Annotated in this window: 18 protein-coding genes; 9 read left to right on the forward strand and 9 right to left on the reverse strand. The window is 71.2% G+C overall.

Translation table 11 applies throughout. The features are described 5' to 3' along the window. Positions 1–96: 96 nt before the first annotated feature. From AW273_RS11515 to hrcA, 3 genes are read right to left on the reverse strand one after another with little or no spacing between them, the layout of a single operon-like run. The gene (locus AW273_RS11515; RefSeq protein WP_062348087.1) at positions 97–822 is read right to left on the reverse strand and encodes a 16S rRNA (uracil(1498)-N(3))-methyltransferase; all 726 of its coding nucleotides are present in this window, start codon (positions 820–822) and stop codon (positions 97–99) included. Continuing rightward, on the reverse strand, positions 819–1949 hold the full coding sequence (gene dnaJ / locus AW273_RS11520; RefSeq protein ID WP_062348089.1) for a molecular chaperone DnaJ: 1131 nt from the start codon (positions 1947–1949) through the stop codon (positions 819–821). The genes AW273_RS11515 and dnaJ overlap by 4 nt, the downstream gene beginning before the upstream one ends. Further along, complete coding sequence (hrcA, locus tag AW273_RS11525; protein WP_062348091.1) at positions 1950–2963, reverse strand: heat-inducible transcriptional repressor HrcA; 1014 nt, start codon at positions 2961–2963, stop codon at positions 1950–1952. It lies immediately after the preceding gene. 140 nt (positions 2964–3103) lie between these two features. On the opposite strand from hrcA, the gene AW273_RS11530 reads away from it, so the two are divergent. Together AW273_RS11530 and AW273_RS11535 are read left to right on the forward strand one after the other, a co-directional pair. Further along, on the forward strand, positions 3104–3763 hold the full coding sequence (locus AW273_RS11530; protein WP_157555712.1) for a hypothetical protein: 660 nt from the start codon (positions 3104–3106) through the stop codon (positions 3761–3763). 10 nt (positions 3764–3773) lie between these two features. Then, a complete protein-coding gene (locus AW273_RS11535; RefSeq protein WP_083949688.1) occupies positions 3774–4580 on the forward strand; it encodes a DUF3097 domain-containing protein in 807 nt (268 codons plus the stop codon). Here AW273_RS11535 and hemW read toward each other — a convergent pair. Then, the gene (gene hemW / locus AW273_RS11540; protein WP_062348095.1) at positions 4564–5781 is read right to left on the reverse strand and encodes a radical SAM family heme chaperone HemW; all 1218 of its coding nucleotides are present in this window, start codon (positions 5779–5781) and stop codon (positions 4564–4566) included. The two genes, AW273_RS11535 and hemW, sit on opposite strands and share 17 nt — an antisense overlap. 156 nt (positions 5782–5937) lie before the next feature. On the opposite strand from hemW, the gene AW273_RS11545 reads away from it, so the two are divergent. Beyond that, positions 5938–7167: a glycoside hydrolase family 18 protein gene (locus AW273_RS11545; RefSeq protein ID WP_232327299.1), complete on the forward strand. Its 1230-nt coding sequence runs from the start codon at positions 5938–5940 to the stop codon at positions 7165–7167. 183 nt (positions 7168–7350) lie between these two features. Here the strand turns inward: AW273_RS11545 and lepA are convergent, their stop codons facing one another. Beyond that, positions 7351–9180 (reverse strand): translation elongation factor 4, encoded by a 1830-nt coding sequence (gene lepA / locus AW273_RS11550; RefSeq protein ID WP_062348099.1) that lies wholly within the window; start codon positions 9178–9180, stop codon positions 7351–7353. A 74-nt stretch (positions 9181–9254) separates the two neighbouring features. Here lepA and AW273_RS11555 point away from each other — a divergent pair, with 74 nt between their 5' ends. The 6 genes from AW273_RS11555 (at position 9255) to AW273_RS11580 (ending at position 18434) form a co-directional block, all read left to right on the forward strand. Beyond that, the gene (locus tag AW273_RS11555; RefSeq protein WP_062348100.1) at positions 9255–10259 is read left to right on the forward strand and encodes a glycoside hydrolase family 18 protein; all 1005 of its coding nucleotides are present in this window, start codon (positions 9255–9257) and stop codon (positions 10257–10259) included. 78 nt (positions 10260–10337) lie between these two features. Then, on the forward strand, positions 10338–10607 hold the full coding sequence (gene rpsT / locus AW273_RS11560) for a 30S ribosomal protein S20 (RefSeq protein WP_062348102.1): 270 nt from the start codon (positions 10338–10340) through the stop codon (positions 10605–10607). A 219-nt stretch (positions 10608–10826) separates the two neighbouring features. Beyond that, complete coding sequence (locus tag AW273_RS11565) at positions 10827–14051, forward strand: FtsX-like permease family protein (RefSeq protein ID WP_062348104.1); 3225 nt, start codon at positions 10827–10829, stop codon at positions 14049–14051. Beyond that, a complete protein-coding gene (locus AW273_RS11570) occupies positions 14052–16721 on the forward strand; it encodes an FtsX-like permease family protein (RefSeq protein WP_062348105.1) in 2670 nt (889 codons plus the stop codon). Beyond that, positions 16718–17641 (forward strand): ABC transporter ATP-binding protein, encoded by a 924-nt coding sequence (locus tag AW273_RS11575; RefSeq protein WP_062348107.1) that lies wholly within the window; start codon positions 16718–16720, stop codon positions 17639–17641. Before AW273_RS11570 ends, AW273_RS11575 begins: the two co-directional genes overlap by 4 nt. A gap of 103 nt (positions 17642–17744) precedes the next feature. Next, the gene (locus AW273_RS11580; protein ID WP_062348109.1) at positions 17745–18434 is read left to right on the forward strand and encodes an ABC transporter ATP-binding protein; all 690 of its coding nucleotides are present in this window, start codon (positions 17745–17747) and stop codon (positions 18432–18434) included. Between the two features lie 49 nt (positions 18435–18483). On the opposite strand, the gene AW273_RS11585 is transcribed toward AW273_RS11580, so the two are convergent. The 4 genes from AW273_RS11585 to AW273_RS11600 form a co-directional block, all read right to left on the reverse strand. Continuing rightward, entirely contained in the window at positions 18484–18972 is a 489-nt protein-coding gene (locus AW273_RS11585; protein ID WP_062348111.1) for an HAD domain-containing protein, read from the reverse strand. A 62-nt stretch (positions 18973–19034) separates the two neighbouring features. After that, on the reverse strand, positions 19035–20000 hold the full coding sequence (gene holA / locus AW273_RS11590) for a DNA polymerase III subunit delta (RefSeq protein WP_062348113.1): 966 nt from the start codon (positions 19998–20000) through the stop codon (positions 19035–19037). A gap of 17 nt (positions 20001–20017) precedes the next feature. After that, positions 20018–22369 carry a DNA internalization-related competence protein ComEC/Rec2 gene (locus tag AW273_RS11595; RefSeq protein ID WP_083949689.1) on the reverse strand — a complete coding sequence of 784 codons (2352 nt, stop codon included), beginning with the start codon at positions 22367–22369 and terminating at the stop codon, positions 20018–20020. A gap of 240 nt (positions 22370–22609) precedes the next feature. Beyond that, entirely contained in the window at positions 22610–23248 is a 639-nt protein-coding gene (locus tag AW273_RS11600; protein WP_232327300.1) for a ComEA family DNA-binding protein, read from the reverse strand. Positions 23249–23764 lie beyond the last annotated feature (516 nt).

Raw genomic sequence — 23764 nt, forward strand, 5'->3', positions numbered from 1 at the left:
CGCTTTCCGGCGATTCGGCGGCGGCGATTGACGGCGAAACGGGAAATGCCCCGGGACATTTCCGAAACATTGGGCGCGAAAGCGTAAGTGCCGCGTCTACCAGCGGCCGGTGCGGGCCATCAGGACCGCGGCCGCCGCGACCCCCGCCGTCGAGGTGCGCAGCACCGTCGGCCCCAGGAGCGCCGGAAGCGCCCCGGCCGCGCGGAAGCGGGTGATCTCCTCGTCGGACACGCCGCCCTCCGGGCCCACCACCAGGACGATGTCGCCCTTCTCTGGCAGTTCGACCCGGGAGAGCGGCTCGGCCGCCTCCTCGTGGAGCACCACGGCCAGGGCGGCGGCTTCGAGCAGCGCCGCCACCTGGTTCGTGGTGGCCGGTTCCAGGACCTCGGGCAGGTGGAAGCGCCGGGCCTGCTTGCCCGCCTCACGCGCCGTCGAGCGCCAGCGGGCCAGCGACCTGGCCGCGCGGTCGCCCTTCCACTGGGTGATCGACCGGGAGGCCGACCAGGGCACGATCGCGTCGACCCCCGCCTCGGTCATCATCTCGACCGCCAGCTCGCCCCGGTCGCCCTTCGGCAACCCCTGCACGACCACCAGGCGGGGTGCGGGCGGCGGGATCTCGTACACGCGAAGGACGGTCAGGTCGAGGTGGTCTCTCCCGGCCGCGTCGACCGTGCACTCGGCCACCCGGCCGGCGCCGTCGGTGACGTCGACGCGCTCGCCCGCCGTGATGCGGCGCACGGCCGCCGCGTGGCGGCCCTCGGGCCCGGCCAGGGTCAGGCGCGGGCCCGGGGTGACCTCACCCAGGAAGACGGGGACGGTCATCGGCCGTTGAAGGCGTCCTTGAGGCGGGAGAAGAAGCCCTGCTGGCCCGGGGCGAACTTGCCGGGCGGGCGCTCCTCGCCGCGCAACTGGGACAACTTCCGGAGCAGTTCCTCCTGCTCGGGGTCGAGCTTGAGGGGGGTCTCGACGTTGACGTGGATCAGCAGGTCGCCCCGGCCGCTCTCGTTGAGGCGCTGGACGCCCCGCGCGTAGAGGGGGATGACCTGGCCCGACTGGGTGCCGGGGCGGACGTCGATCTGTTCGGGGCCGTCGAGGGTCTCCATGGTCAGCGAGGTGCCCAGGGCGGCGGCCGTCATGGGGATCGAGACGGTGCAGTGGAGGTCGTCGCCGCGGCGTTCGAAGGTCGGGTGGGGGCGCTCCACGATCTCCAGGAACAGGTCGCCGGGCGGGCCGCCGCCGGGGCCGACCTCGCCCTCGCCCGCGAGCTGGATGTGGGTGCCGTCTTCGACGCCCGCCGGGATGCGGACCTTGATGGTCCGGCGGGTGCGCACGCGGCCGTCGCCGGAGCACTCCTGGCAGGGGTGGCGGATGACGCTGCCGAAGCCGCCGCACTGGGGGCAGGGGCGCGACGTCATGACCTGGCCCAGGAACGAACGGGTCACCTGGGAGACCTCGCCCCGGCCGTGGCACATGTCGCAGGTGTCGGGGTGGGTGCCGGCCGCGGCGCCGGAGCCCTGGCAGACCTCGCAGAGGATCGCGGTGTCGACCACGAGCTCGCGGGTGGTGCCGAAGCCCGACTCGGCCAGGTCGAGTTCGACCCGGATCGTCGCGTTACGGCCCCGGCGGGCCCGCGAACGGGGGCCGCGGGAGGCGGAGGCCGTGCCGAAGAAGGCGTCCATGATGTCGCTGAACGGGAAGCCCGCGCCGAAGCCGGCGCCGGCGCCGGCCGCGCCGCCGAAGGGGTCGCCGCCCATGTCGTGCATCTGGCGCTTCTGGGGGTCGGAGAGCACCTCGTAGGCCGCGGTGATCTCCTTGAAGCGCTCCTGCGTCGCCGGGTCGGGGTTGACGTCGGGATGCAGTTCACGGGCCAGCCGTCGGTAGGCCTTCTTGATCTCTTCCTGGCTCGCGTCGCGGCGTACGCCGAGGGTGGCGTAATAGTCCTTGGCCACTTATGACCCCGCCAGGATCTGGCCGACATAGCGCGCGACCGCGCGCACCGCACCCATCGTCACCGGATAATCCATTCGCGTCGGGCCCAGCACTCCGAGCCGGGCCAGTTCCTTGTCTCCCGCGCCGTATCCGGCGGCCACGATCGAGGTGCCGCGCAGACCGGTGTAGGGGTTCTCCGAGCCGATCCGGACGGTCAGCTCGGACAGGTCGTCGGTCTCGCCGAGGAGGCGCATCAGGACGACCTGCTCCTCCAGGGCCTCCAGCACGTCGCGCAGGCCGATGGTGAAATCGGCGGCGGCGAGGTTGGCGGCCCCGGCGAACACGATCTTCTCTTCGTGCCGTTCGACCAGGGTCTCCAGGATCACCGAGAGGATCGTGGCGGCCACCGGCCGGTCTTCGGGGGACAGCCGTTCGGGCAGCGCGGCCACGGTCTCGGGGACCTTGGCCAGCCCGCAGCCGTCGAGCGCCGCGTTGAGCACGGCGCGCAGGTGGGACACCCGGTCGTCGGCGATCACCTCGGGCAGGTCGACCACCCGCTGCTCGACGCGCCCGGTGTTGGTGATCAGGACCAGCATCACCCGCGTCTCGGCCAGCGGCACGATCTCCACGTGACGGACCGTCGAGCGGGTCAGGGACGGGTATTGCACGACCGCGACGTGCCGGGTGAGCTGCGCGAGCAGCCGGACGGTCCGGGTGACGATCTCGTCGAGGTCGAGTGTGCCGGCCAGGAACGTCTCGATGGCCCGCCGCTCGGCTCCCGAGAGGGGCTTGACCTGGGACAACCGGTCGACGAACAGCCGGTAGCCCTTGTCGGTCGGCACCCGCCCCGCGCTCGTGTGGGGCTGGTGGATGTAGCCGCCGTCTTCGAGGGCCGCCATGTCGTTGCGGATGGTGGCCGGCGAGACTCCGAGGTTGTGCCGGTCGGCCAGCGCCTTGGAGCCCACGGGCTCGTTGGTGGAGACGTAGTCTTCGACGATCGCCCGCAGTACCGCCAGCTTCCGGTCGTCAAGCACGGTCTCACCTCCCTGGCACTCCGTGTTCCCGAGTGCCAAGTGTACGGCCACCGCTCCCAGGGTGCGATAACACAACCGGGCACGGCCGGAACAAGCCGACTGCAAATACGTCGCAAGTCGCGCATTACACAATCTCCCCTATGACCGCTCAATATGGCCAGAACCATGGCCAGCAGCCCCACCCTTACTACGGCGCCCCCCAGTCCCCCTACGGCGCTCCGCCCCCTCAGGGCCCCGTCCGCCCGAGGATCCTGTGGATCGTTCTGTCCTGGGTGTTCTTCATCGTCACGCTCGTCGTCGGCGCCGTGATCTTCGCCGCGGGCGTCGGCTCGACCATCGCCAACATCGGCGAGATCGCCCCCTCCTCGTCCTTCCAGGGCGGCGAGACCGTCAAGGTGAACCTCAATCCGGCCGACAGCCCCGCCATCTGGGCCGCCGCCGGGCAACCGACCGATGTCCAGTGCCAGGTCACGGGAGGTGACGCCAGTCAGCAGATCACGCTGGAGAAGGCGACCGGCTCGCAGACCCTCAGCTACAACGGCACCGATTGGGAGATGCTCTTCACGATCGGCGTCCCGGCCGCCGGCGAATACCAGGTCGCCTGCGACGGCGACGGCGTCACGTTCGGCGTCGGCAAGCAGCTCCTGTCCGCCGCCGGCGGCGCGATGGGCGGCATGCTGGGCGGCATGGCGGCCTTCATCGGCCTGGCGGGTCTCGGCTTCCTGACCGCCGTGATCACCACCATCGTCGTGCTGGTGCGGCGCTCCCGCGCCCGCCGCCGGATGATGGGCATGTACTAACGTTCGCGGCATGTACGAGCGGGACGTGCTCTCCGGAGACTGGCGGCGCCCCAAGAAGGGGACGATCCCGCAGATCCCAGCCGAGCTCGACCTCGTGGTCGAGTGGGCCGACGACGGGTTCTGCGGGGCGGTGGTGGCCTGCGACAAGGAGGCCGTCACCCTGGAGGACCGGTTCGGGCGACGACGGTTGTTCCCCCTGGAACCCGCCGCCTTCCTCCTGGAGGGGAAGCCCGTCACGCTCGTCCGTCCCCAGGCCAGGCCGCAGGGCCCGAGGCGCAGCGCCTCGGGTTCCATCGCGGTCGAGGGCCTGAGGGCCCAGGTGGCCAAGGAGAGCAGGATCTACGTCGAGGGCGTGCACGACGCCGCGCTCGTGGAGAAGATCTGGGGCCACGACCTCCGGGTGGAGGGCGTGGTCGTCGAATACCTCGAAGGCGTCGACCACCTGCCCGAGATCGTCGCCGAGTTCGCGCCGGAGCCCGGCCGGCGGCTCGGCGTGCTGGTCGACCATCTCGTCCCCGGCTCCAAGGAGAGCCGGATCGCCGCCCAGGTGGCGGGCCCCCACGTGCTGGTGACGGGCCATCCGTTCGTGGACGTCTGGCAGGCCGTCAAGCCCGCGGCCCTGGGCATCGGGGCGTGGCCGCAGGTGCCGCGCGGCATCCCGTGGAAAGAAGGCGTCATCGCCGCCCTGGGCTGGCGGATGGAGCCGCCGGACGCGTGGCGGCACATCCTCGGCCGGGTGAACAGCTACGCCGACCTGGAGCCCGAGTTGCTGGGCCGGGTCGAGGAGCTCATCGACTTCGTCACGTCAGATCTCTGACGACCGCGTCGGCCAGCAGGCGGCCCTGGAGGGTGAGCACCGCACGGCCCTTCTTGAACGCCTCGACGTCGAGCAGCCCGCCCGCGAGCGCCTTGGCCGCCGCCGGCCTGACCTCCTTGGCCAGGTCGGCGAGGGGGTAGCCGTCGACCAGGCGGAGTTCGAGCATGACGCGTTCGAGGGTGCGCTCCTCGGCCGTGGTCTGCTCCCGCGCGTGGGCGGGCGAGTGGCCCTGGGCGAGGCGGGCGGCGTAGGACGAGGGGTGTTTGACGTTCCACCAGCGCACCCCGCCGACGTGGCTGTGGGCGCCCGGTCCGGCGCCCCACCAGTCGGCGCCCGACCAGTAGAGCAGGTTGTGGCGGCAGCGGGCCTTCTCGCTGGTGGCCCAGTTGGAGACCTCGTACCAGGAGAAGCCGGCCTTGGTCAGGAGTTCGTCGGCGATCAGGTAGCGGTCGGCGGCGACGTCGTCGTCGGGCATGGGCAGGTCGCCGCGCCGGATGCGGGTGGCCAGGCGGGTGCCGGTCTCGACGATCAGGGAGTAGGCCGACACGTGGTCGGGCCCGGCCGCGATGGCCGCTTCGAGCGAGGCCCGCCAGTCGTCGTCGGTCTCGCCCGGGGTGCCGTAGATCAGGTCGAGGTTGACGTGGCCGAACCCCGCCTCCTTCGCCTCCTGCACGGCCTGGGCCGCGCGCCCCGGCGTGTGCCGCCGGTCGAGCACCCGCAGCACGTGGTCGCGCGCGCTCTGCATGCCGAAGGAGACGCGGTTGATGCCGCCCTCGCGGAGCACGGCCAGTTCGCGCGGGCCGACCGATTCGGGGTTGGCCTCGGTCGTGACCTCGGCGTCGAGGTCGAGCCCGAACTCCTCGTGGACGGCCCGGAGGATGCGTACAAGATCGTCAGGAGGCAGCAGCGTCGGGGTGCCGCCGCCGAAGAACACCGTCGAGACCGGCAGGTCGGCGTCGCCCAGCACCCGCCGGGCCAGCCGGATCTCCTCGATCGCGGTGTCGGCGTAAGCGCTTTGCGAGGCCCCGGACCCCAGCTCCGACGCCGTGTAGGTGTTGAAGTCGCAGTAGCCGCAGCGGGTCGCGCAGAAGGGGACGTGCACATAGAAACCGAACGGGCGCTCGCCCAGGGCGGCGAGCGCCGCGGACGGCAGTTCACCGGACGTGGGGACGGGTTCACCGTCGGGGAGCACGGAGGGCATCCGCCCAGTCTGCCCGATGCCGGGAGGTTCATTGACGCGGTCACCTGGGCCCATTTATGATCCCGGCAAACTTACAGGAAACTTTCCTATAAGAAGTGCCTCCTAGCAGCGGAGACAACAGTGCCGAGACTTCGCACCCCCCTTCTGTTAGCCCTGGTGGCGGGCCTCGTCGCCACCGCCGCGCCCGTTCCCGCCCAGGCCTCGACCGGCAGCTCGGGATACAAGCGGGTGGCCTATTTCATCCAGTGGGGCATCTACGGCCGCGACTACCACGTCAAGGACATGGTGACGACCGGCGCCGCCGCCAAGCTCACCCACGTCAACTACGCCTTCGGCTTCGTCAACCAGGGCGGCGAGTGCTACTCGGCCGACCCGTGGGCCGACTGGCAGCGCCCCGTCCCGGCCGAGCAGAGCGTCGACGGCGTGGCCGACGACGGCACCGGCGCCATCGCCGGCAACCTCAACCAGCTCAAGAAGCTGAAGGCCAAGTACCCGAGCCTCAAGGTCCTCATCTCGCTGGGCGGCTGGACCGGCTCCAAGTGGTTCTCCGACGCCGTCCTCACCCCCGAGGCCCGCACCAAGCTGGCCGCCTCCTGCGTCGACCTGTGGCTGAAGGGCAACCTGCCCGGCGCCGCCCCCGGCGCGGGCGCGGGCGTCTTCGACGGCATCGACCTCGACTGGGAGTGGCCCGGCTCGTCCGGCGAGGTCGGCAACGTGATCCGCCCCGAGGACAAGCAGAACTTCACGCTGTTCCTGGCCGAGCTGCGCAGCCAGATGAACGCCTACAACAAGAAGCACGAGCTCACCGCCTTCCTCCCCGCCGCCGCCGCCAAGATCGACGCCGGCTTCGAGGTCAAGAAGGTCTTCTCCTACCTCGACTTCGCCACCGTCCAGGGCTACGACCTGCACGGCTCGTGGGAGCAGGTGACCGGCCACAACGGCAACCTGTTCACCGACCGCAGGGACCCCAACACGGTCAAGTTCAGCGTCGACCAGACGGTCAAGGACTACCTGAGCCGCGGCGCCCCCAAGAAGAAGATCGTCGTCGGCGTCCCGTTCTACGGCCAGGGCTGGACCGGCGTCACCGCCGGCGGCAACGGCCTCTGGAAGCCCGCCACCGGCCCCGCCCCCGGCAAGTGGGCCAACGGCACCGACGACTACAAGGACATCGTCACCAAACCCGGCAAGCGCCACCGCGACCTGCTGACCGGCGCGTTGTGGCTGTACGACGGCAACGAGTTCTGGTCCTACGACGACCCGATCTCACTGGTCGAGAAGGCGGCGTACATCCGCCTGAAGGGCCTCGGCGGCGCGATGATGTGGTCGATCGACCAGGACGACGACAAGGCGTCCCTGACGACCGCGCTCTACAAGGTCCTGCGCTGACCCGAACGACGAGGGCCGGAGCGCAACTGGGTCGCGCTCCGGCCCTTTCTCTCGTCTCGTGTACGTCTCCACGACCGGCGGCAGACCGGACACGGTGAGTTTCAGATGGCCAGACCCCGGTCTCGCCGGCGAGATACTCGCGGACCAGCCTGAGCACCTCGGCCACGCAGGGAGCTCATGGCCCTACTTCTTGGCCTTTTCGGCGCCGCTGGAGTCGGTGCTCAGCGCGGCCACGAAGGCCTCCTGGGGGACCTCCACGCGGCCGACCATCTTCATGCGCTTCTTGCCCTCCTTCTGCTTCTCCAGCAGCTTGCGCTTGCGGGAGATGTCGCCGCCGTAGCACTTCGCGAGCACGTCCTTCCGGATCGCGCGGATGTTCTCGCGGGCGATCACGCGGGCGCCGATGGCCGCCTGGATGGGGACCTCGAACTGCTGCCTCGGGATCAGGTCTTTGAGCTTCTTGGCCATGTCGACGCCGTAGGCGTAGGCCTTCTCGCGGTGGACGATGGCCGAGAAGGCGTCGACGGCCTCGCCCTGGAGGAGGATGTCGACCTTGACCAGGTCGGAGTCCTGCTCGCCGGAGGGCTCGTAGTCGAGGGAGGCGTAGCCCCGGGTCTTCGACTTGAGCTGGTCGAAGAAGTCGAAGATGATCTCGCCGAGGGGCAGGGTGTAGCGGATCTCGACGCGGTCTTCGCTCAGGTAGTCCATGCCCTGGAGGGCGCCGCGGCGGCCCTGGCAGAGCTCCATGATGGCCCCGATGAACTCGGCGGGGGCCAGGACGGTCGCCTTCACGGTCGGCTCGTAGATCTCGGCGATCTTGCCCTCGGGGAACTCCGAGGGGTTGGTCACCGTGTGCTCGGTGCCGTCTTCCATGATGACGCGGTAGATGACGTTGGGGGCGGTCGAGATCAGGGCCAGGTTGAACTCGCGCTCCAGGCGCTCGCGCACGATCTCCATGTGGAGCAGGCCGAGGAAGCCGCAGCGGAAGCCGAAGCCCAGGGCCGCCGACGACTCGGGCTCGTAGACCAGGGCCGCGTCGTTGAGGCGGAGCTTGTCGAGGGCCTCGCGGAGCTCGGGGAAGTCGTCGCCGTCGATCGGGTAGAGGCCCGAGTAGACCATCGGCCGGGGGTGCTCGTAGCCGCCGAGCGCGTCGTCGGCCGGCTTGACGGCCGAGGTGACCGTGTCGCCCACCCGGGACTGGCGGACGTCCTTCACGCCGGTGATCAGGTAGCCCACCTCGCCGACGCCGAGGCCGAGGGGCGACGGCAGCGGCTCGGGGCTGATGACGCCGATCTCCAGCGTCTCGTGCTGGGCGCGGGTCGACATCATGAGGATGCGCTCGCGCTTGCCGAGGTGGCCGTCCATCACGCGGACGTAGGTGACCACGCCCCGGTAGGTGTCGTAGACCGAGTCGAAGATGAGGGCCCGCGCGGGGGCGTCGGCGTCGCCGACCGGGGCGGGGATCGTGTCGACGACGTGGTCGAGCAGCTCCTTGACGCCCACGCCGGTCTTGCCCGAGACGCGCAGCACGTCGGAGGGGTCGCAGCCGATCAGGCCGGCCAGCTCCTCGGCGTACTTCTCCGGCTGGGCGGCCGGGAGGTCGATCTTGTTGAGGACCGGGATGATGTTGAGGTCGGCGTTCATGGCCAGGTAGAGGTTGGCCAGCGTCTGGGCCTCGATGCCCTGGGCGGCGTCGACCAGCAGGACCGCGCCCTCGCACGCCTGGAGCGACCGCGACACCTCATAGGTGAAGTCGACGTGGCCGGGCGTGTCGATCATGTTGAGCACGTGGCCGTTCCAGGGCAGCCGGACCGCCTGGGACTTGATGGTGATGCCGCGCTCGCGCTCGATGTCCATCCGGTCGAGGTATTGGGCGCGCATGGACCGGTCGTCGACCACACCGGTGATCTGGAGCATCCGGTCGGCAAGCGTTGACTTGCCATGGTCGATGTGCGCGATGATGCAGAAATTGCGGATCAACGCGGGGTCGGTCTGGCCGGTCTGAGTGCGCACCGAAGTCCGTTTCAACTGGGATTGAGGCGATCGACGGCTGGCGGAGCAGCCACCCTCCATGGTCGCATGTCCCCATGCTTGCCTCGACCACCCGCCGCCGTGTGCTGCTCGGCCTGTCGATTCTCCTCGCCGTTCCCCTCGTGCCGGCGGTGACCGGCATGGCCGTATTACGACTCGACTACCTGGGCACTCCCTCGGCCACGGCACGCTCGGCGGGGACCGACGCGTTGTGGATGGGGCACATGTGGGTCGACGGGCGGCGTACCGAGAAGGATCTCGAAGCGCTGAAGCCGCGTCTCACCCACATGCGCGACGTGTTCGTGCACTCCGGGCCCTATGGCTCCGACGGGCGGCTCGACCCGGCCCTCCACCCGGGGTCGCGCGACTTCCTCTCCTGGGCGCGCGCCCACCTGCCGGGGGTGCGGGTGCTGCCGTGGCTGGGGCAGACGGTCAACGAGGACGACGCGGGCTTCCTCGACCTCGACGACCCGGCCACCCGGGCGAACATCATCGCGGGGGCGCGCGAGATCGTCGCGCTCGGCTACGACGGCGTCCACTACAACTTCGAGCCCGTCATGGACGGCGACGCCTCCTATCTGAGGCTTCTTGAGGAGACGCGGCAGGCCGTCCCGAACGCCCGGATCTCCGTCGCGAGCCACCAGATCGAGCCCTTCCCCGGGGCGGTGACGGGCTGGAACGCCGTGGTCGGGCACGGGAAGTACTGGTCGGAGGGCTACTTCGCGAAGGTGGCCGAGCGGGTCGACCAGGTCGCGATCATGACCTACGACTCGTGGACGCCTCTCCAGACCGTGTACGGCGGCTGGGTCGCCCGCCAGGCGCGCAAGGCCTTCGCGCTGGCCCCCGAATCGACGGGCGTGCTGATCGGCGCCCCGGCCTACCACGACCACAAACTCGGCCTCACCGATTACGCCGAGAGTGTGGAGATGGCCGCCGAAGGGCTCCGGCTGGTGATCAGCGAGACTCCGCGCGAGGACACCGGACTGGCCCTCTACGTCGACTTCGCCGCCACGGAGGAGGATTGGAGGGAGTACCGCGAGTCATGGGTGCTGGTATCCTAGACAACTGCGTATGGCACGCCCTCTCACCGAGCCAGCGCGACCCATACCGAAACCCAGACTTCATTTCGAGGCTTCTTCGTGGCGAACATCAAGTCCCAGATCAAGCGCAACCGGCAGAACGAAAAGGCCCGGCAGCGCAACAAGGCCGTCAAGTCGTCCCTCAAGACGGCTGTCCGCAAGTTCCGCGAGGCCGCCGAGTCCGGTGACGCCGCCGCGGCGTCCGCGGCGATGCAGGCGGCCAGCCGCCAGCTCGACAAGGCCGTGAGCAAGGGCGTCATCCACAAGAACCAGGCCGCCAACCGCAAGTCGGCGATCGCCAAGCGCGCCGCCGCCCTCGCGGCCGGCTAAAGGTCTGCGTTCAAGCGACATCCGGAAGCCGTGTCCCGACAGCGTCGGGCGCGGCTTTCGTCGTTGTCGGGATTCAACCCGTAAAATGTCACGTTTTCGATATCACATTGGCATCGCCGCAGCGTACCGGCTAGGTCACCGTCTTCCCTGACCGGCCGTCAAGAGGGCCCGCTCCCCTATCGTGTGCCGCACAACGGCAAAAACGATGGGAGTCGGTACATGCGGGGGCGTATTCCGCTGGTCCTGCGACGCGCGCTCAGCCAGCCGCTCCTCCTCGTCGCCGCGTTCGGTTCGATCCTGCTGGCCACCACGGCGCTCGTGGCGCTGATCATGTACGCCGTCACCGTCGCCGAGGTCGGCGTCCGGCGGACCATGGAGACGGCCCCGATCCGGACCACCTCGGCCAAGGTCACCACGCCGGTCGACGCGACGACCTTCCCCCAGCGCGACGCCCTCGTCCGGGCGCAGCTCGGCAAGACCTACGGCGACGTGCCCGCCGAGGTCACGGTCGGCATCCGGTCCGACTCCTACGCGATGCCCGGCCAGGAGAAGCTGGAGCAGCCCGAGCTGACGCGGTTCGCCACCTACGAGAACCTCGACCGGCACGCCCAGCTCGTCGAGGGCGCCTGGCCGGCGGCCTCGCCGACGGGGGCCGTCGAGGTCGTGTTGTCGCAACCGGCCGCGCAGGAGATGAACCTGACCAGCGGCGCCACCTTCACGGTCGTGGGGCGGCTCGACGCCAAGCCGGTCGACGTGAAGGTCAGCGGGATCTACCAGCTCACCGACCCCTACAGCGACCGGTGGAACGGCGACGAACTGCTGCGGCGGGGAGCGGAGATCCGCAACTACACGACGTACGGGCCGATGATGGTGGCGCCGGAGACGTTCGTGCAGCGGTTCGCGACGAACGTGACGGCGACCTGGTTCGCGGTGCCCGACCTGCGGAACCTGCCGCGTGAGGAGCTGCGGCCGTTCGCCGGCGCGGTGGCCGCCCTCAACGACGACCTCAAGCGCGAGTGCCCGGGCTGCGCGGCGATCAGCAACCTGCCCGAGATGCTCGGCCAGCTCGACCAGGCCGCGCTGGTGGCCCGCTCGACGATGCTGGTGCCGGTGCTGCAACTGCTGGTGCTGGCGGCGTACGCGCTGATGCTGACGGCGCGGCTGCTGGCCGACCACCGGCGGATGGAGGTCGCGCTGCTGCGCTCGCGCGGCGCGGGCTCGCTGCGGCTGGGGCTGCTGGCGGGGGCCGAGTCGCTGCTGGTGGCGCTGCCGTGCGCCATCATCGCCCCGTTCCTGGCCCCGCCCGTGCTGACGCTGGTCGGGTCGCTGCCGTGGTTGCGGGCCACCGGGGTGCGGCTGACGCCCACGCCCGACCTGTCGACGTTCCTGATCTCGGCGGGGGTCGCGCTCGCGTGCGCCGTCCTGCTGGCGCTGCCGGCGTGGCGGGGGGCGCGGCGGACGTACATAGAAGAACAGTCGGCCCGCGGGCGCGGCGAGAAGCAGGGCATCGTCCAGCGCGCCGGGGGCGACCTGGTCCTGCTGGTCGTCGCAGCGCTCGCGGTCTGGCAGCTCCAGCGGTACGGCTCTCCGGTCACCTCCACGACGAGCGGCGGTCTCGGCATCGACCCGCTGATCGTGACGGGACCGGCACTGGCCCTTCTGTGCGGGGGCATGCTGGGCCTGCGGCTCGTCCCGATCGTCTCGGGCATCGCCGAACGGTGGACGAGCCGCAGGTCCAGCCTCGCGCCGGCGCTGGGCGCCTGGCAGGTCAGCCGCCGCCCGCTGCGCTACTCGGGCCCCGTGCTGCTGCTGACGATGGCCATCGCGATCGGCGTGGTGTCGATCGCGACGGCGGCGACCTGGCGGGGGTCCCAGGAGGACCAGGCACGCCACATCGCCGCCGCCGACCTGCGGGTCGCCGGGCCCATCGCGGGCGCCGAACTCGGCACGCTCGGCCGGGCGGGCACCTACGCCGCGCTGCCCGGCGTCACCGGGATCAGCCCGGTCTACCGGGGCACGGTCGAACTCGGCGGCGACGACGCGGTGTTCCTGGCCGCCGACGCCGGACGCCTCGACGGGCTGCTGCACCTGCGCCCCGACCTGACCCCGATGACCGTGCCGGAGCTCGCGGGCGAGTTGTCCTCGGCCCGACCCGACCCGGCCTCGATCACGATCCCCGGCGAGCCCGGCGCCCTGACGCTCGGCACCCGGCTCACCCTCGACGACCCGGCCCTCGCGGACGCCTACCGGAGCATCCCGCTGCGCCTGGTGGTCCGCGACCGTCTCGGCACCCGGACCGAGGTCTGGACCGGCCTGCTCGCGCCCGACGGCCGCCACCACCGGGTCACGGCCGATCTGAAGGCGCTGGGCGGGCGCTCCGGCACGATCGCCTACCCGCTGACGCTTGAGGGCGTGCTGCTCGACGTGCCGATCCCGCCCGAGGGCAGCCCGATCACCCTGGCCGTCGACGCCGTCACCACCGACGCCGGGACCACGCTGGAGGCGCCCTCCTGGACGGTCGCCCAGCGCGGCAAGCAGAACCTCGACAAGCCCTCGGTCACGCCCGGCGGGTTCCTGACGCTGACGACCGGCCGGCCCGCCCCCCACCCGGCCGACGCGCCGTTCGAATGGGAGCACATCGCGCTGCTGCCCGGCCCGGCGGCCACGACCACGCTGCCGGTCGCGGTCACCGCCGACCTCGCCGCCAGCTCGAAGCTCGTGATCGGCAAGACCACGACCATGGCGATCGACGGCACGCCGACCCCGGTGACGCCCGTCGCCGTCCTGGACGCGATGCCCGGGACCGAGGGCGCGCAGCCGGCCGTGCTGGCCGACCTGGAGACCGTCCAGGCGCGGGACCTCGCGGGGGCGTACACCCCCCATTCCGCCACGGAGTGGTGGCTCGCCACCGACGGCCCGCGGGCCGAGGCGGAGATGAGAAGGCACCTCGACTGGGACCAGACGATCGTGTCGCGGGCGGCGCTGACCCGCCAGCTCCAGGACGACCCGCTGGCCAGCGGCCTGCAGGGCGCGCTGATCCTGGGCTTCGCGGCGGCGCTGGTCTTCGCGGTGCTCGGCTTCCTCGTCAACGCGGCCGTCGCGGCCCGCGAACGCGCCACCGAGTTCGCGCTGCTGCGCGCGCTCGGGGTGAGCTTCAACCAGGTCTTCGGGCTGCTCGCCGTCGAGCAGACCTTCATCATCGGGTTGTCCCTGCTGGGCGGTACGGCTCTCGCCGTCGCCGTGGCCACCCTCGTCGTGCCGCACATCGTGCTCACCGGGCAGGCGACGGCCGTGACGCCCGGAGTGCTGCTGGACATCCCGTGGGGCGCGACGGCCGCCCTGCTCGCGGCGGTGGCGCTGTTGCTGTTCGCGGTGGTCGGGGGCCTGGCCCGCACGCTCCGCCGCCAGGGTCTCGGCCGCGCGCTGCGCATCGGGGAGGACTGAGTGAACGTCTGGCAGCTCGTCAAGGTGCACCGGGCCACCGCCCTGGTGCTGGCGCTGCTGAGCCTCTCCGCGTCGCTGCTGCTGGCGGCGCTGCCCCGGGGCTATGAGCGGGCCTACGACGACGCCGTCCACGGCATGCTCGGCGACGTCTCCGCCCAGGTGACCGACCTCGGCGTGACCGGGCGGCCGATCGTGTCCGACGCGCTGCTCACCCACCCGGCCGACTTCCAGAGCCGGTACGAGGAGATCGCGAAGGGTCTGCCGCCGCGGGTGCGCGAGGTCGTCGTCCCGCTCGGGCAGGGCACCTCCCACTTCGGCGCCAAGACCACCGGCACCCCGGTCAACGACCGCATCGGCGGTTCCCGGCGGAACAACCAGTACGTCGACTTCGCCTGGTTGCCCGGCGCGGCCACCCGGGTGAAGTGGGTCAAGGGCGAAGCGCCGGGCGCGTCGTCGACGCTGGCCCGGGTGCCCGGCCGGCCCGAGCTGAAGGACCTGACGGTCATGGAGATCGGCCTCGTGGCCGAGGCCGTCGAGGAGATGGGCATCGACGTCGGCGCGACCCTGCTGCTCGGCAACAGCTACCCGGTCGTGGCCAAGGTCACCGGCCTCTACGAGATCGCCGACGCCGCCGACCCCTACTGGGAGCACAACGGCGAGGTCACCCGGGTCGTCGAGCGCCCCATCCCCGGCTCGACCGAGAACGAGTGGCTGACCGCCGGGCTCATCAGCGACGACGGGCTCGCCAAGCTCGACGAGCGCCGCGAGGTCAGTTACTGGTGGGTCTACGGCGTCGACCGGACCCGCGTCGAGGCGGCCGCCGCCCCCGCGTTGATCACCGGGATCGGCGACTACCAGCGTTTCCTGGGCGACCTGTCGGGCGGCGGGGTGGGCAACCCGCTGGAACTCCGATTCGAGCTCTGGACCGGCCTCGGCCGGGTGCTGGGCGACTTCCTGGTCGTGTTGCGCACCGCCGAGACCCTGCTCTACCTGCTGCTGGGCGGGCTCGCGGTGGTGTCGCTCGGGGTGCTGGCGCTGGCCGTGCAACTGCTCACCGAGCGGATGCGCACGGGCTTGTCGCTGGTACGCGCCCGCGGCGCCTCCCTGGCGCAGGTGGTGCGGGCCGGGGTCGCGGTGGTCGCGCTCGCCGTGCTGCCCGCCGCGCTGGCCGGCTATGGCCTGTCGTATCTGGTGCCCGGCCCGTCGACGCCGCTCGCGCACGTCGTCCCGGTCGTGCTGACCCTGACGACGCTGCTGTTCGCGGCCGGCCGGCTCGCGCTGGCGCACCGGCGCCCCCTGAAGGACACCCGATCCGATCTCGTGTCGGCACGTCCGTCGCCCCGCCGCATCGCCCTGGAGTTCCTCGTGGTGCTGCTCGGCGTGGGCGGGGCCTACCTGCTGCGCACACGCGGGGTCGCGAGCGACGCGCAGGAACTCGGGGCCGACCCGTTCCTCGTCCTGGCGCCCGCCGGGCTGGCCCTGGCCGCCGGGATCCTGACGCTGCGGCTCTATCCGCTGCCGTTGAAGCTGGTCACGCGGCTGGCCGGACGGCGTCCCGGGGCGGTCCCGTTCCTCGGCCTCACGCTGGCCGCCCGGTCGCGCGGCGGGGCGGCGCTGCCGGTGCTGATCCTGCTGCCCGCGCTGGCCGTGTCGGTGTTCGGGGCGCTGGTGTCGGGCGCGATCGGCCACACCCAGAGCCGGGCCGCGTGGCGCGACGTCGGGGCGCCGGCCCGGATCGAGCGGGCCGCCGAGATCCCCGAGGACGTGGTGGCCAGGGTCGAGGCGCTGCCCGGGGTGACCTCGGTGGTGCGGGCGGGCAAGGGCAACGTGCAGGTCGGGATCAGCGGCCTGCGGGCCACGGTGCTCTCCATCGACCTGAAGGACTACCGCGACCTCGTCGCCGGCACGCCCCTGACGGTGCCCGACCCGCCGCGCGGGCTCGGGGTCCCGGCGCTGGTGTCGACGACGCTGGTGCCGTACAAGGAGATCGAGCTCGGGTGGCACAACCGGATGACGATCCGCAACATGGGCCGGATCGACGAGCTGCCCGGACTGTCGTTCCCCGGCGAGAACCTGATCGTGATGCCGTTCGACGGGCCCAAGAGGGGCGGGCTCCGGACGTACACGAACATGCTGCTGGTCGACGGCGACGTCGACCGTGCCACGCTGGAACGCACGGTGGGCCTGGCCGACGCCGAGATCGAGACCTACGCGACCGCGCTGGCCGACATCCGGAACACCCCGCTGACCGGTGCCATCACGGTCGCCTTCACCGTCGCCACCCTGGCCATGGGCGCCTACGCGCTGATCGCCGTGATCGTGGCGCTGGTGATCGGCGCCGCCGACCGCGCCAAGGCGCTGTCGTTCCTGCGTACGCTGGGCCTGTCCCAGCACCAGGCCCGCACGCTGACCGTGCTGGAGGTGGCCCCCCTGATCGTCCTGACCGCCGTGGCCGGCCTCGCGCTCGGCCTGGTGCTGCCCCTGGTCATCGGCCCCGGCCTCGACCTGTCGTCGTTCGCCGGCCTCACCGTCACCGACTTCCCGCTCACCTTCACCACACCCGCCCTGCTGGCGGCCGCCCTGACCGCCGTCTCACTCCTCGGCGCCTTCGCCCACGCGACCGCCGGCCGCCGCGTCACCACCGCACTCCGAGTGGGGGAATCCTCATGACCACACTGTCCGACCTGGAGGCCCAGGCGAGCCGCCGCGCGCCCGCGTTCGGCGAGCACGCCCACATCCTGTGCGACAACCTGGTCCGCATCTACAAGACCGAGGGTGTGGAAGTGGTCGCCCTGCAGGGCCTCGACCTGCTGATCGAGAAGGGCGAGCTGATCGCGATCGTCGGCGCGTCGGGCTCGGGCAAGTCGACCCTGCTGAACGTCCTCTCGGGCCTGGACGTCCCCACCGCCGGCCTGGCCCGGGTCGCCGGGATGGACCTGCTGTCGATGACGGCCAAAGACCGCCTCCGCTACCGCCGGTCGGTGGTCGGCTTCATCTGGCAGCAGACGGCCCGGAACCTCCTCCCCTACCTGACGGCGCGCGAGAACGTGCTGCTCCCGATGAAGCTCGCCGGGCAGAAGACGGCCGCCGGCCGGGCCGACGACCTGCTCGAACTCCTCGGCGTCGCCGACTGCGCCCCGCGCCGCCCCGGCCAGATGTCGGGCGGCGAGCAGCAGCGCGTGGCCATCGCCGTCGCGCTGGCCAACTCCCCCGAGGTGATCCTGGCCGACGAGCCGACGGGCGAACTCGACAGCGACACCTCCGAAGAGGTGTTCGGCGCGCTGCGCCGGGCCAACCGCGAACTCGGCGTGACCGCCGTGATCGTCACCCACGACCCCCTGGTCTCCGAGCAGGTCGACCGCACCGTCGGCATCCGCGACGGCCGCACCTCCAGCGAGACTCTGCGGCGCACCTCCGAGGACGGCGACGTGATCGCCGAGGAGTACGCGGTGCTCGACCGGGTGGGGCGGCTGCAGTTGCCGCGTGACTTCATGAACGCGCTGGAGATGGAACGGCGCGTACGTCTCGAACTCGAACGCGACCACATCGGGGTGTGGCCGGCCGGCGCTGGAGAGGAGAACGGCGAGTGACCACTCCCCGCCCTGGAGGAGGGGGATTCCGGCCCTCACGGACCGGTACCGTGCCGCGTTTTCTCCCGGCCCTGAAGGACCGGGTTTCCTCACTGGAGAAGTTTTGCTGAGCGAACCGCTTGTCGTGGTCGAAAACCTGCGGAAGGTCTACCCGCGCGGGGTCGAGGCGTTGCGTGGGGTGTCCTTCACCGCCTCCCCCGGCGAACTCATCGCCGTCCGCGGCCGGTCGGGGTCGGGGAAGACGACCCTGCTCAACCTGCTCGGAGGCCTGGACGCGCCCACCGAGGGCCGGGTCTTCGTCGACGGGAAGGAGGTCACGGCCCTTCCCGAGGCGGGCCTGCTGGAGCTGCGGCGCGACGTGATCGGGTTCGTGTTCCAGTCGTTCGGGCTGATCCCCGTGTTGTCCGCCGCGGAGAACGTGGGCGTGCCGATGCGGCTGAGCCGGACGGCGCCCAAGGAGCGGGACGAGCGGGTGAAGGCGCTGCTGGCGTTGGTCGGGCTGGAGCAGCATGCCAACCAGCGGCCTTATGAGCTTTCCGGCGGGCAGCAGCAGCGGGTGGCGATCGCGCGGTCTCTCGCGAACCGGCCGAAGTTGCTGATCGCGGACGAGCCCACGGGGCAGCTCGACTCGCAGACGGCCCGGCAGATCATGCAACTGCTGCGGGCGCTGGTGCGGAGCGAGGGGGTCACCGCGGTGGTGGCCACGCACGACCCGAGCCTGATCACGCTGGCCGACCGGGTGCTGGAGCTGCGGGACGGGGTCTTCCTGGAGGCGGAGACGTCGGCGGCCTGAACACCGCCGGCGCCTGGCCACATCGGTCCCGGCGTCCCGGGTAGGGCCGTCACTCGACCGTCGGCGATCCGGCGAGCCATGCGCCGATGAGCTGAATGTCGGCGTCTGTCATGCCGTCTTGGGGGCGCACCTGGTGGAGCAGGGCGGGGGCGGGGTGATGCCGGGCCACCCAGCGGCGGTCGATGTCCGTCATTTCGTCATCCGCCCAGATGAAGGGACGGCCTGCGGCCCACTCCACCAGGTGGCGAGTCTTCCAGTGGAGTTCGCCCTGTTCGTCGGCGTCGGGCCAGTCGACGTAGGGCAGGTCGGGCAGGCCGAGGATCGGCACGATGACGTCGTTGGCCTGGGATGCCCAGGTGGTCGCCCAGACGAGTTCGCAGCGCAACGCCGCGAGCTTGGGACCGAGCGCCGGGTCGACGCGGGCGAGCAACGGGTTCTCCCGTGACGAAGCGTGGGAGTTACGGGTGGGGTGGTGCCCGCCGAAGGGGATGACCGGGCCGTCGACGTCCAGGAACAGAATCGGAAGATCGCCGGGCATTGGCAGAGCATAAGCGGCATCCGGCCGGAGGCCGCCGTTTCGGGCGAGTCGGCGCAGAGGGGTCAGCGGCCGTTTCGGCTGCGGACGATGGTCTGGACGGTGTTCTCCAGGGCGTAGGCCGCGTCGGTGCCGCCGCCCTTGACCTGTTCGTCGGCCGTCGCCACCGCCTGGATCGCGCGGGACAGGCCCTCGGGCCCCCAGCCGTTGAGCTGGCGGCGGGCGTTGCGGATCTTCCAGGGGGGCATGCCCAGCCGCCCGGCGAGCTGGTTCTCATTGGCGTTGCGCGGCGCGCCCGACACCTTGGCGAGGCTGCGCAGGCCGCCCGCCAGGGCGCTGACGATCAGGACGGGGGCCACGCCGGTCGACAGGGCCCAGCGGAGCTGCTCCAGGGCTTCGGCGAGTTTGCCCTCGACCGCCATGTCGGCCACGTTGAAGCCGCTCACCTCGGCCCGGCCCCGGTGGTAGCGGGCCACGGCGGCCTCGCCGACCGTCTTCTCCTGGGTGTCGAACGCGAGCTGGCTGCAGGCCGCCGCCAGCTCGCGCAGGTCGCTCCCGACGGCGTCGAGCAGGGCGTGGGCGGCGGCGGGCGCGATCGTACGGCCGAGACCGCGGAACTCGTTGCGGATGAAGTCGATGCGTTCGCCCGCTTTGGTGAGCTTGGCGACCGTGACCACCTGCGCGCCGGCCTTCTTCACCCCGTCGACCAGCGCCTTGCCCTTCACCCCGCCCGGGTGGACGAGCACGAGGGTCACGTCGTCGGACGGATGCGCGGCGTACTTCACCGTCTCGGTGACGACGTCTTTCGTCAGGTCCTGGGCGTTGCGCACCACCACGACCGACCGGTCGCCGAACAGCGAGGGCGACATCAGCCGGGTCAGCTCGCCGGGCTCGACCTTCCCCCCGACGAGGTCGTGGACCTCGGCGGTGGGCTCCTCGGCGCGTACGGACGAGACCACCGACGCGACCGCCCGGTCGGCGAGCAGTTCCTCGTCACCCGACACGAGCGTCACCGGCGCGGCGTTCCCCATCCCGGCAGCATGCCACATCACGGCCCCCGCGCGACCACGGCCGGCGTGCCCTCCCTGGTCACGACCGCGATGTCGCCCTGGACGTCGGTGCGGTGGATGCGCGCGCCGAGCATGGTCAGCGTGGCGAGGGTCGAGTCGGCCGGGTGGCCGTAGTCGTTCCCGGCGCCCACGCTGATCAGGGCCAGCCGGGAGCGCGCGGCGGCCAGGAAGGCGGGGTCCTGCCGGGCGCTCCCGTGGTGGGGGACCTTGAGGATGTCGGCCGGCGGGATCGTGCGTACGAGAGCGGACTCCGCCTCGGTCTCCAGGTCACCGGCGAGCAGCGCGGAGAGGCCCGGCCACTTGGCGTGCAGCACCACACTGGCGTTGTTCAGCACCGACCCTTCCCCGGCGCCCTTGGAGGGCGCGTCGGGCGCGGGCGCGACGACGGTGAGGACGAGATCGCCGAACCTCCAGGTGGTGCCGGGCGTGACGACCCATTCGGGGATGCGGCGCGCGGCCAGTTCGGGACTGACGACCCGCTTCGGGCTGACCACGACCGCGCCCACCCGCCGATCCCGTAACACCCCGGTGAGCCCGCCGGTGTGGTCGGCGTGCGGATGGGTGAGCACGAGCAGCGGCACCGCGTCGACGCCGAGACGGTCGAGGCAGGCGTCGACGAGATCAGGTTCGGGCCCGGTGTCGACGACGATCCCCGCCCCGTCTCCGGCGCGCAGCACGATCGCGTCACCCTGCCCGACGTCGCACATCACCATGAGCCACCCGCTGGGCGGCCAACCGGACACCACCGGCCCCGCCACGAGCGTCGCGACCAGCACCCCGCCCGCGACGGCGAGACTGACGCGCCTGGCCCCCCGATGCCAGAGGGCGATCCCCACCGGTACGAGCAGCGCCACCCCCACCAGGCCGCCGGGCCACCCGATGGTCGCCGCCGGTACGTCGGCCGCCCGGTCCGCGACCAGGACGATCCACCCGACGGCCAGCCCGGCCGGGCGGGTGACCAACTGGGCGAGGTCCATGCTGATCGGCGCCGTGAGCGCGGCGACGAACCCGATGATCGTGGCCGGCGCGACGGCAGGCCCGGCCAGCAGGTTGGCGGGGATGGCGACGAGCCCGATCTCCCCCGACATGAGCACGAGGATCGGCGTGACCGCGACCTGCGCCGCCGCCGGCACCGCGATCGCCTCGGCGCACCAGAGGGGCATCCTGCGAGCCATGCGATCCCGCCAGTACGGGGCCAGCAGGATGATGCCGGCGGTGGCGGAGACCGAGAGGGCGAACCCGTACTCCCTGGCCAGACCCGGGTTGAACAACAGCAACAGCAGAACGGCCACCGACAGGGCCGACACGCCGTCCTTCTGCCGGCCGGCGCCGAGGGCGAGCGCGGCGACCGTGCCCATGACGAGGGCCCGCAGCACACTCGGCGAGAATCGGGCGACGAACGCGAACGCCACCATGGCGACCACGACGAGCACGGCCCGCCAGACGAGCGTCAGCCCCACGGCCCGGCCCAGGAGCAGGACGGCGCCGCCCATGATCGCGAGGTTGGCCCCGCTCACCGCCGTGAGGTGGGAGAGCCCGGCGGTCTTGAAGTCGGCCTTGACGTCTTCACCGAGGTTGGTGACGTCGCCGACGACCAGACCGGGGAGGAGCCCGCGTTCGGCCGAGCCCAGGACGGAACTGGCCTCTCTCAGCCCCGCTCTCACGGCGCCCGCGATGCCGTGGGACGTCGATGGCGAGGCCAGGACGACCGGGTCGCCCCGGGCCATGAAGACGGCAGCGAGGAGTTGTCCCGGTTCCGCTACGCCGAGACGGCCGGAGACTCTGACATGGTGGCTGGGGAGGAGGGCGGGCCAGTTCTCGCCCCGGGCGAAGACGAGCACGGGGGCGTCGAGCCTCAACCGGTCCACGGCGACCACGCGGGCCTCGACGAAGACGAGGTCGCCTTTGACTCTTGGGTCGGCCGAGATGACGAGTTCGGCCGAGACGGTGGCGTTCCTCTTCGCCATCTCCGCCAGCGGGCCCGAGGTGACGCCGTGGACTTTGACGCCGACCACTGCCGAGACGGCGCATCCCGCGATGGCGACCGCGACGAGGATCCGTCTTCTCGACAGGGCGACCAGACCGAAGAGTCCGGCGGCGAGGAAGGAGGCCCAGGCGGGGAGACCGATGAGGATGAGCGCGGCGAGCCAGGCCGCCACGGCCGGGACGACGAGTTCGACGGAGTGACCTTGCCAGACGTTGGCGGGCGGGGTGAGGAGCTCGTCGTCTCTTGGGCGTTTGGGGCGGTAGCGGTCGGTCCGTTGCCGGATTCGCGCTTTGAGCCTGTCACCCAGTGGGAGGGTGCTGCGCGGGTGCAACCGGCTGCTCATATGACGCTGACTTCCTGGGCTACGGGAGTGGGATGGGCTGGAACCGCCTTCTTGGCAGAACCGATCGCCGGTCGAGATGGCTGCAGGTCCGGTGTGGAATCGACCTCTCGCCAGTGCCGGCCGTCACCCCCAACCGGCTACGGGTCCAGCACGAGATGGGCCGACGTCTTGCATGGACGTCGATCTCAACCCCTCACCCGTTCGTGTCGGGCGCTTGTCGGTCGTACGGGAAATTGCTCGTCACAGCGTGACCTGGTCTTTCAGGTCGGCGAACTTGGCCTCGCCGATGCCCTCGACCTCGCGTAGCTGCTCGATGCTCTGGAATCCCCCGTTGGTGTCGCGGTATTCGACGATCCGCTGCGCCAGCACCTCTCCCACACCGGGTAACCGGTCGAGCTGGTCGACGGTCGCCGTGTTGAGGCTGACCACACCCGACTCCGTGACCCCGGGCGGCGGTGCCGCCACCCCGGGTTCGCCCACCGCGATCTGCTCGCCGTCGATCACCCGGCGGGCGAGGTTGAGCCCTCCCGGTTGGGCGCCCTGTCTCAGCCCGCCCGCTGCCATGATCGCGTCGACCACGCGCGACCCCAGCGGCAGCGCGATCACCCCAGGACGTTTGACCTTGCCCGACACGTAGACCGTCACCTCGGCGACGGCGGCCGACTGCGCTGGACTGGGCGCGACGGACGACCCGGCCACCGGGGTCGGCGGCGCCAGCGGTTCCTCCCGTGGACGCGTCCAGATCGCGATGGCCACGGCGACCAGCGCCGCCACGACCCCCACCACGATCAGCCCCTTGATGCCCCGGCGCCCCGGGTCGAGCGGACCGTCGAGGTCGTCGGCCAGTTCGTCCTCATCGAGAAGCGGCCACCTCGGCAATGGCGGCGCCTTCCCGAACGAGGGCGGCACGCCACCGGGTGAAAGGGCAGCACCGGCCTGGGGATCAGACTCGGCCAGGTAAGGATCACGACCTCGGGGACGTGCCGGCATTGTCGATCGGGACTCGGACTGCACCGGATACTTCGGTTGAGAATCCCCGATCCGGTCGGCGGGAGCACCAAAGGGCTGATCGTGGTCAGACCCTCTCGCCGATCGGGAACCCGAATGCACCGGCCCCGACTGACCAGCCCCGAACGAAAGAGAATCGCCGACGTGGTCGGGCGGACCGCCACGAGAGGGAGACGCACGGCCGTGCACATCAGGCCGGTAAGGATCGACCCCTCTCGTCGACCGGGAATCCGAATGCCCAGGATCCATCGGCCCCGACTGACCAACCCCGAACGAAAGAGAATCACCGACCTGGTTGGACGGACCGCCACGAGAGGAAGACGCACGGCCGTGCACATCAGGCCGGTAAGGATCGACCGCTCTCGTCGGCCGGGAATCCGAATGCCC

The organism is Herbidospora yilanensis, assembly GCF_001570565.1.
In the GTDB taxonomy this organism is placed as follows: Bacteria; Actinomycetota; Actinomycetes; order Streptosporangiales; family Streptosporangiaceae; genus Herbidospora; species Herbidospora yilanensis.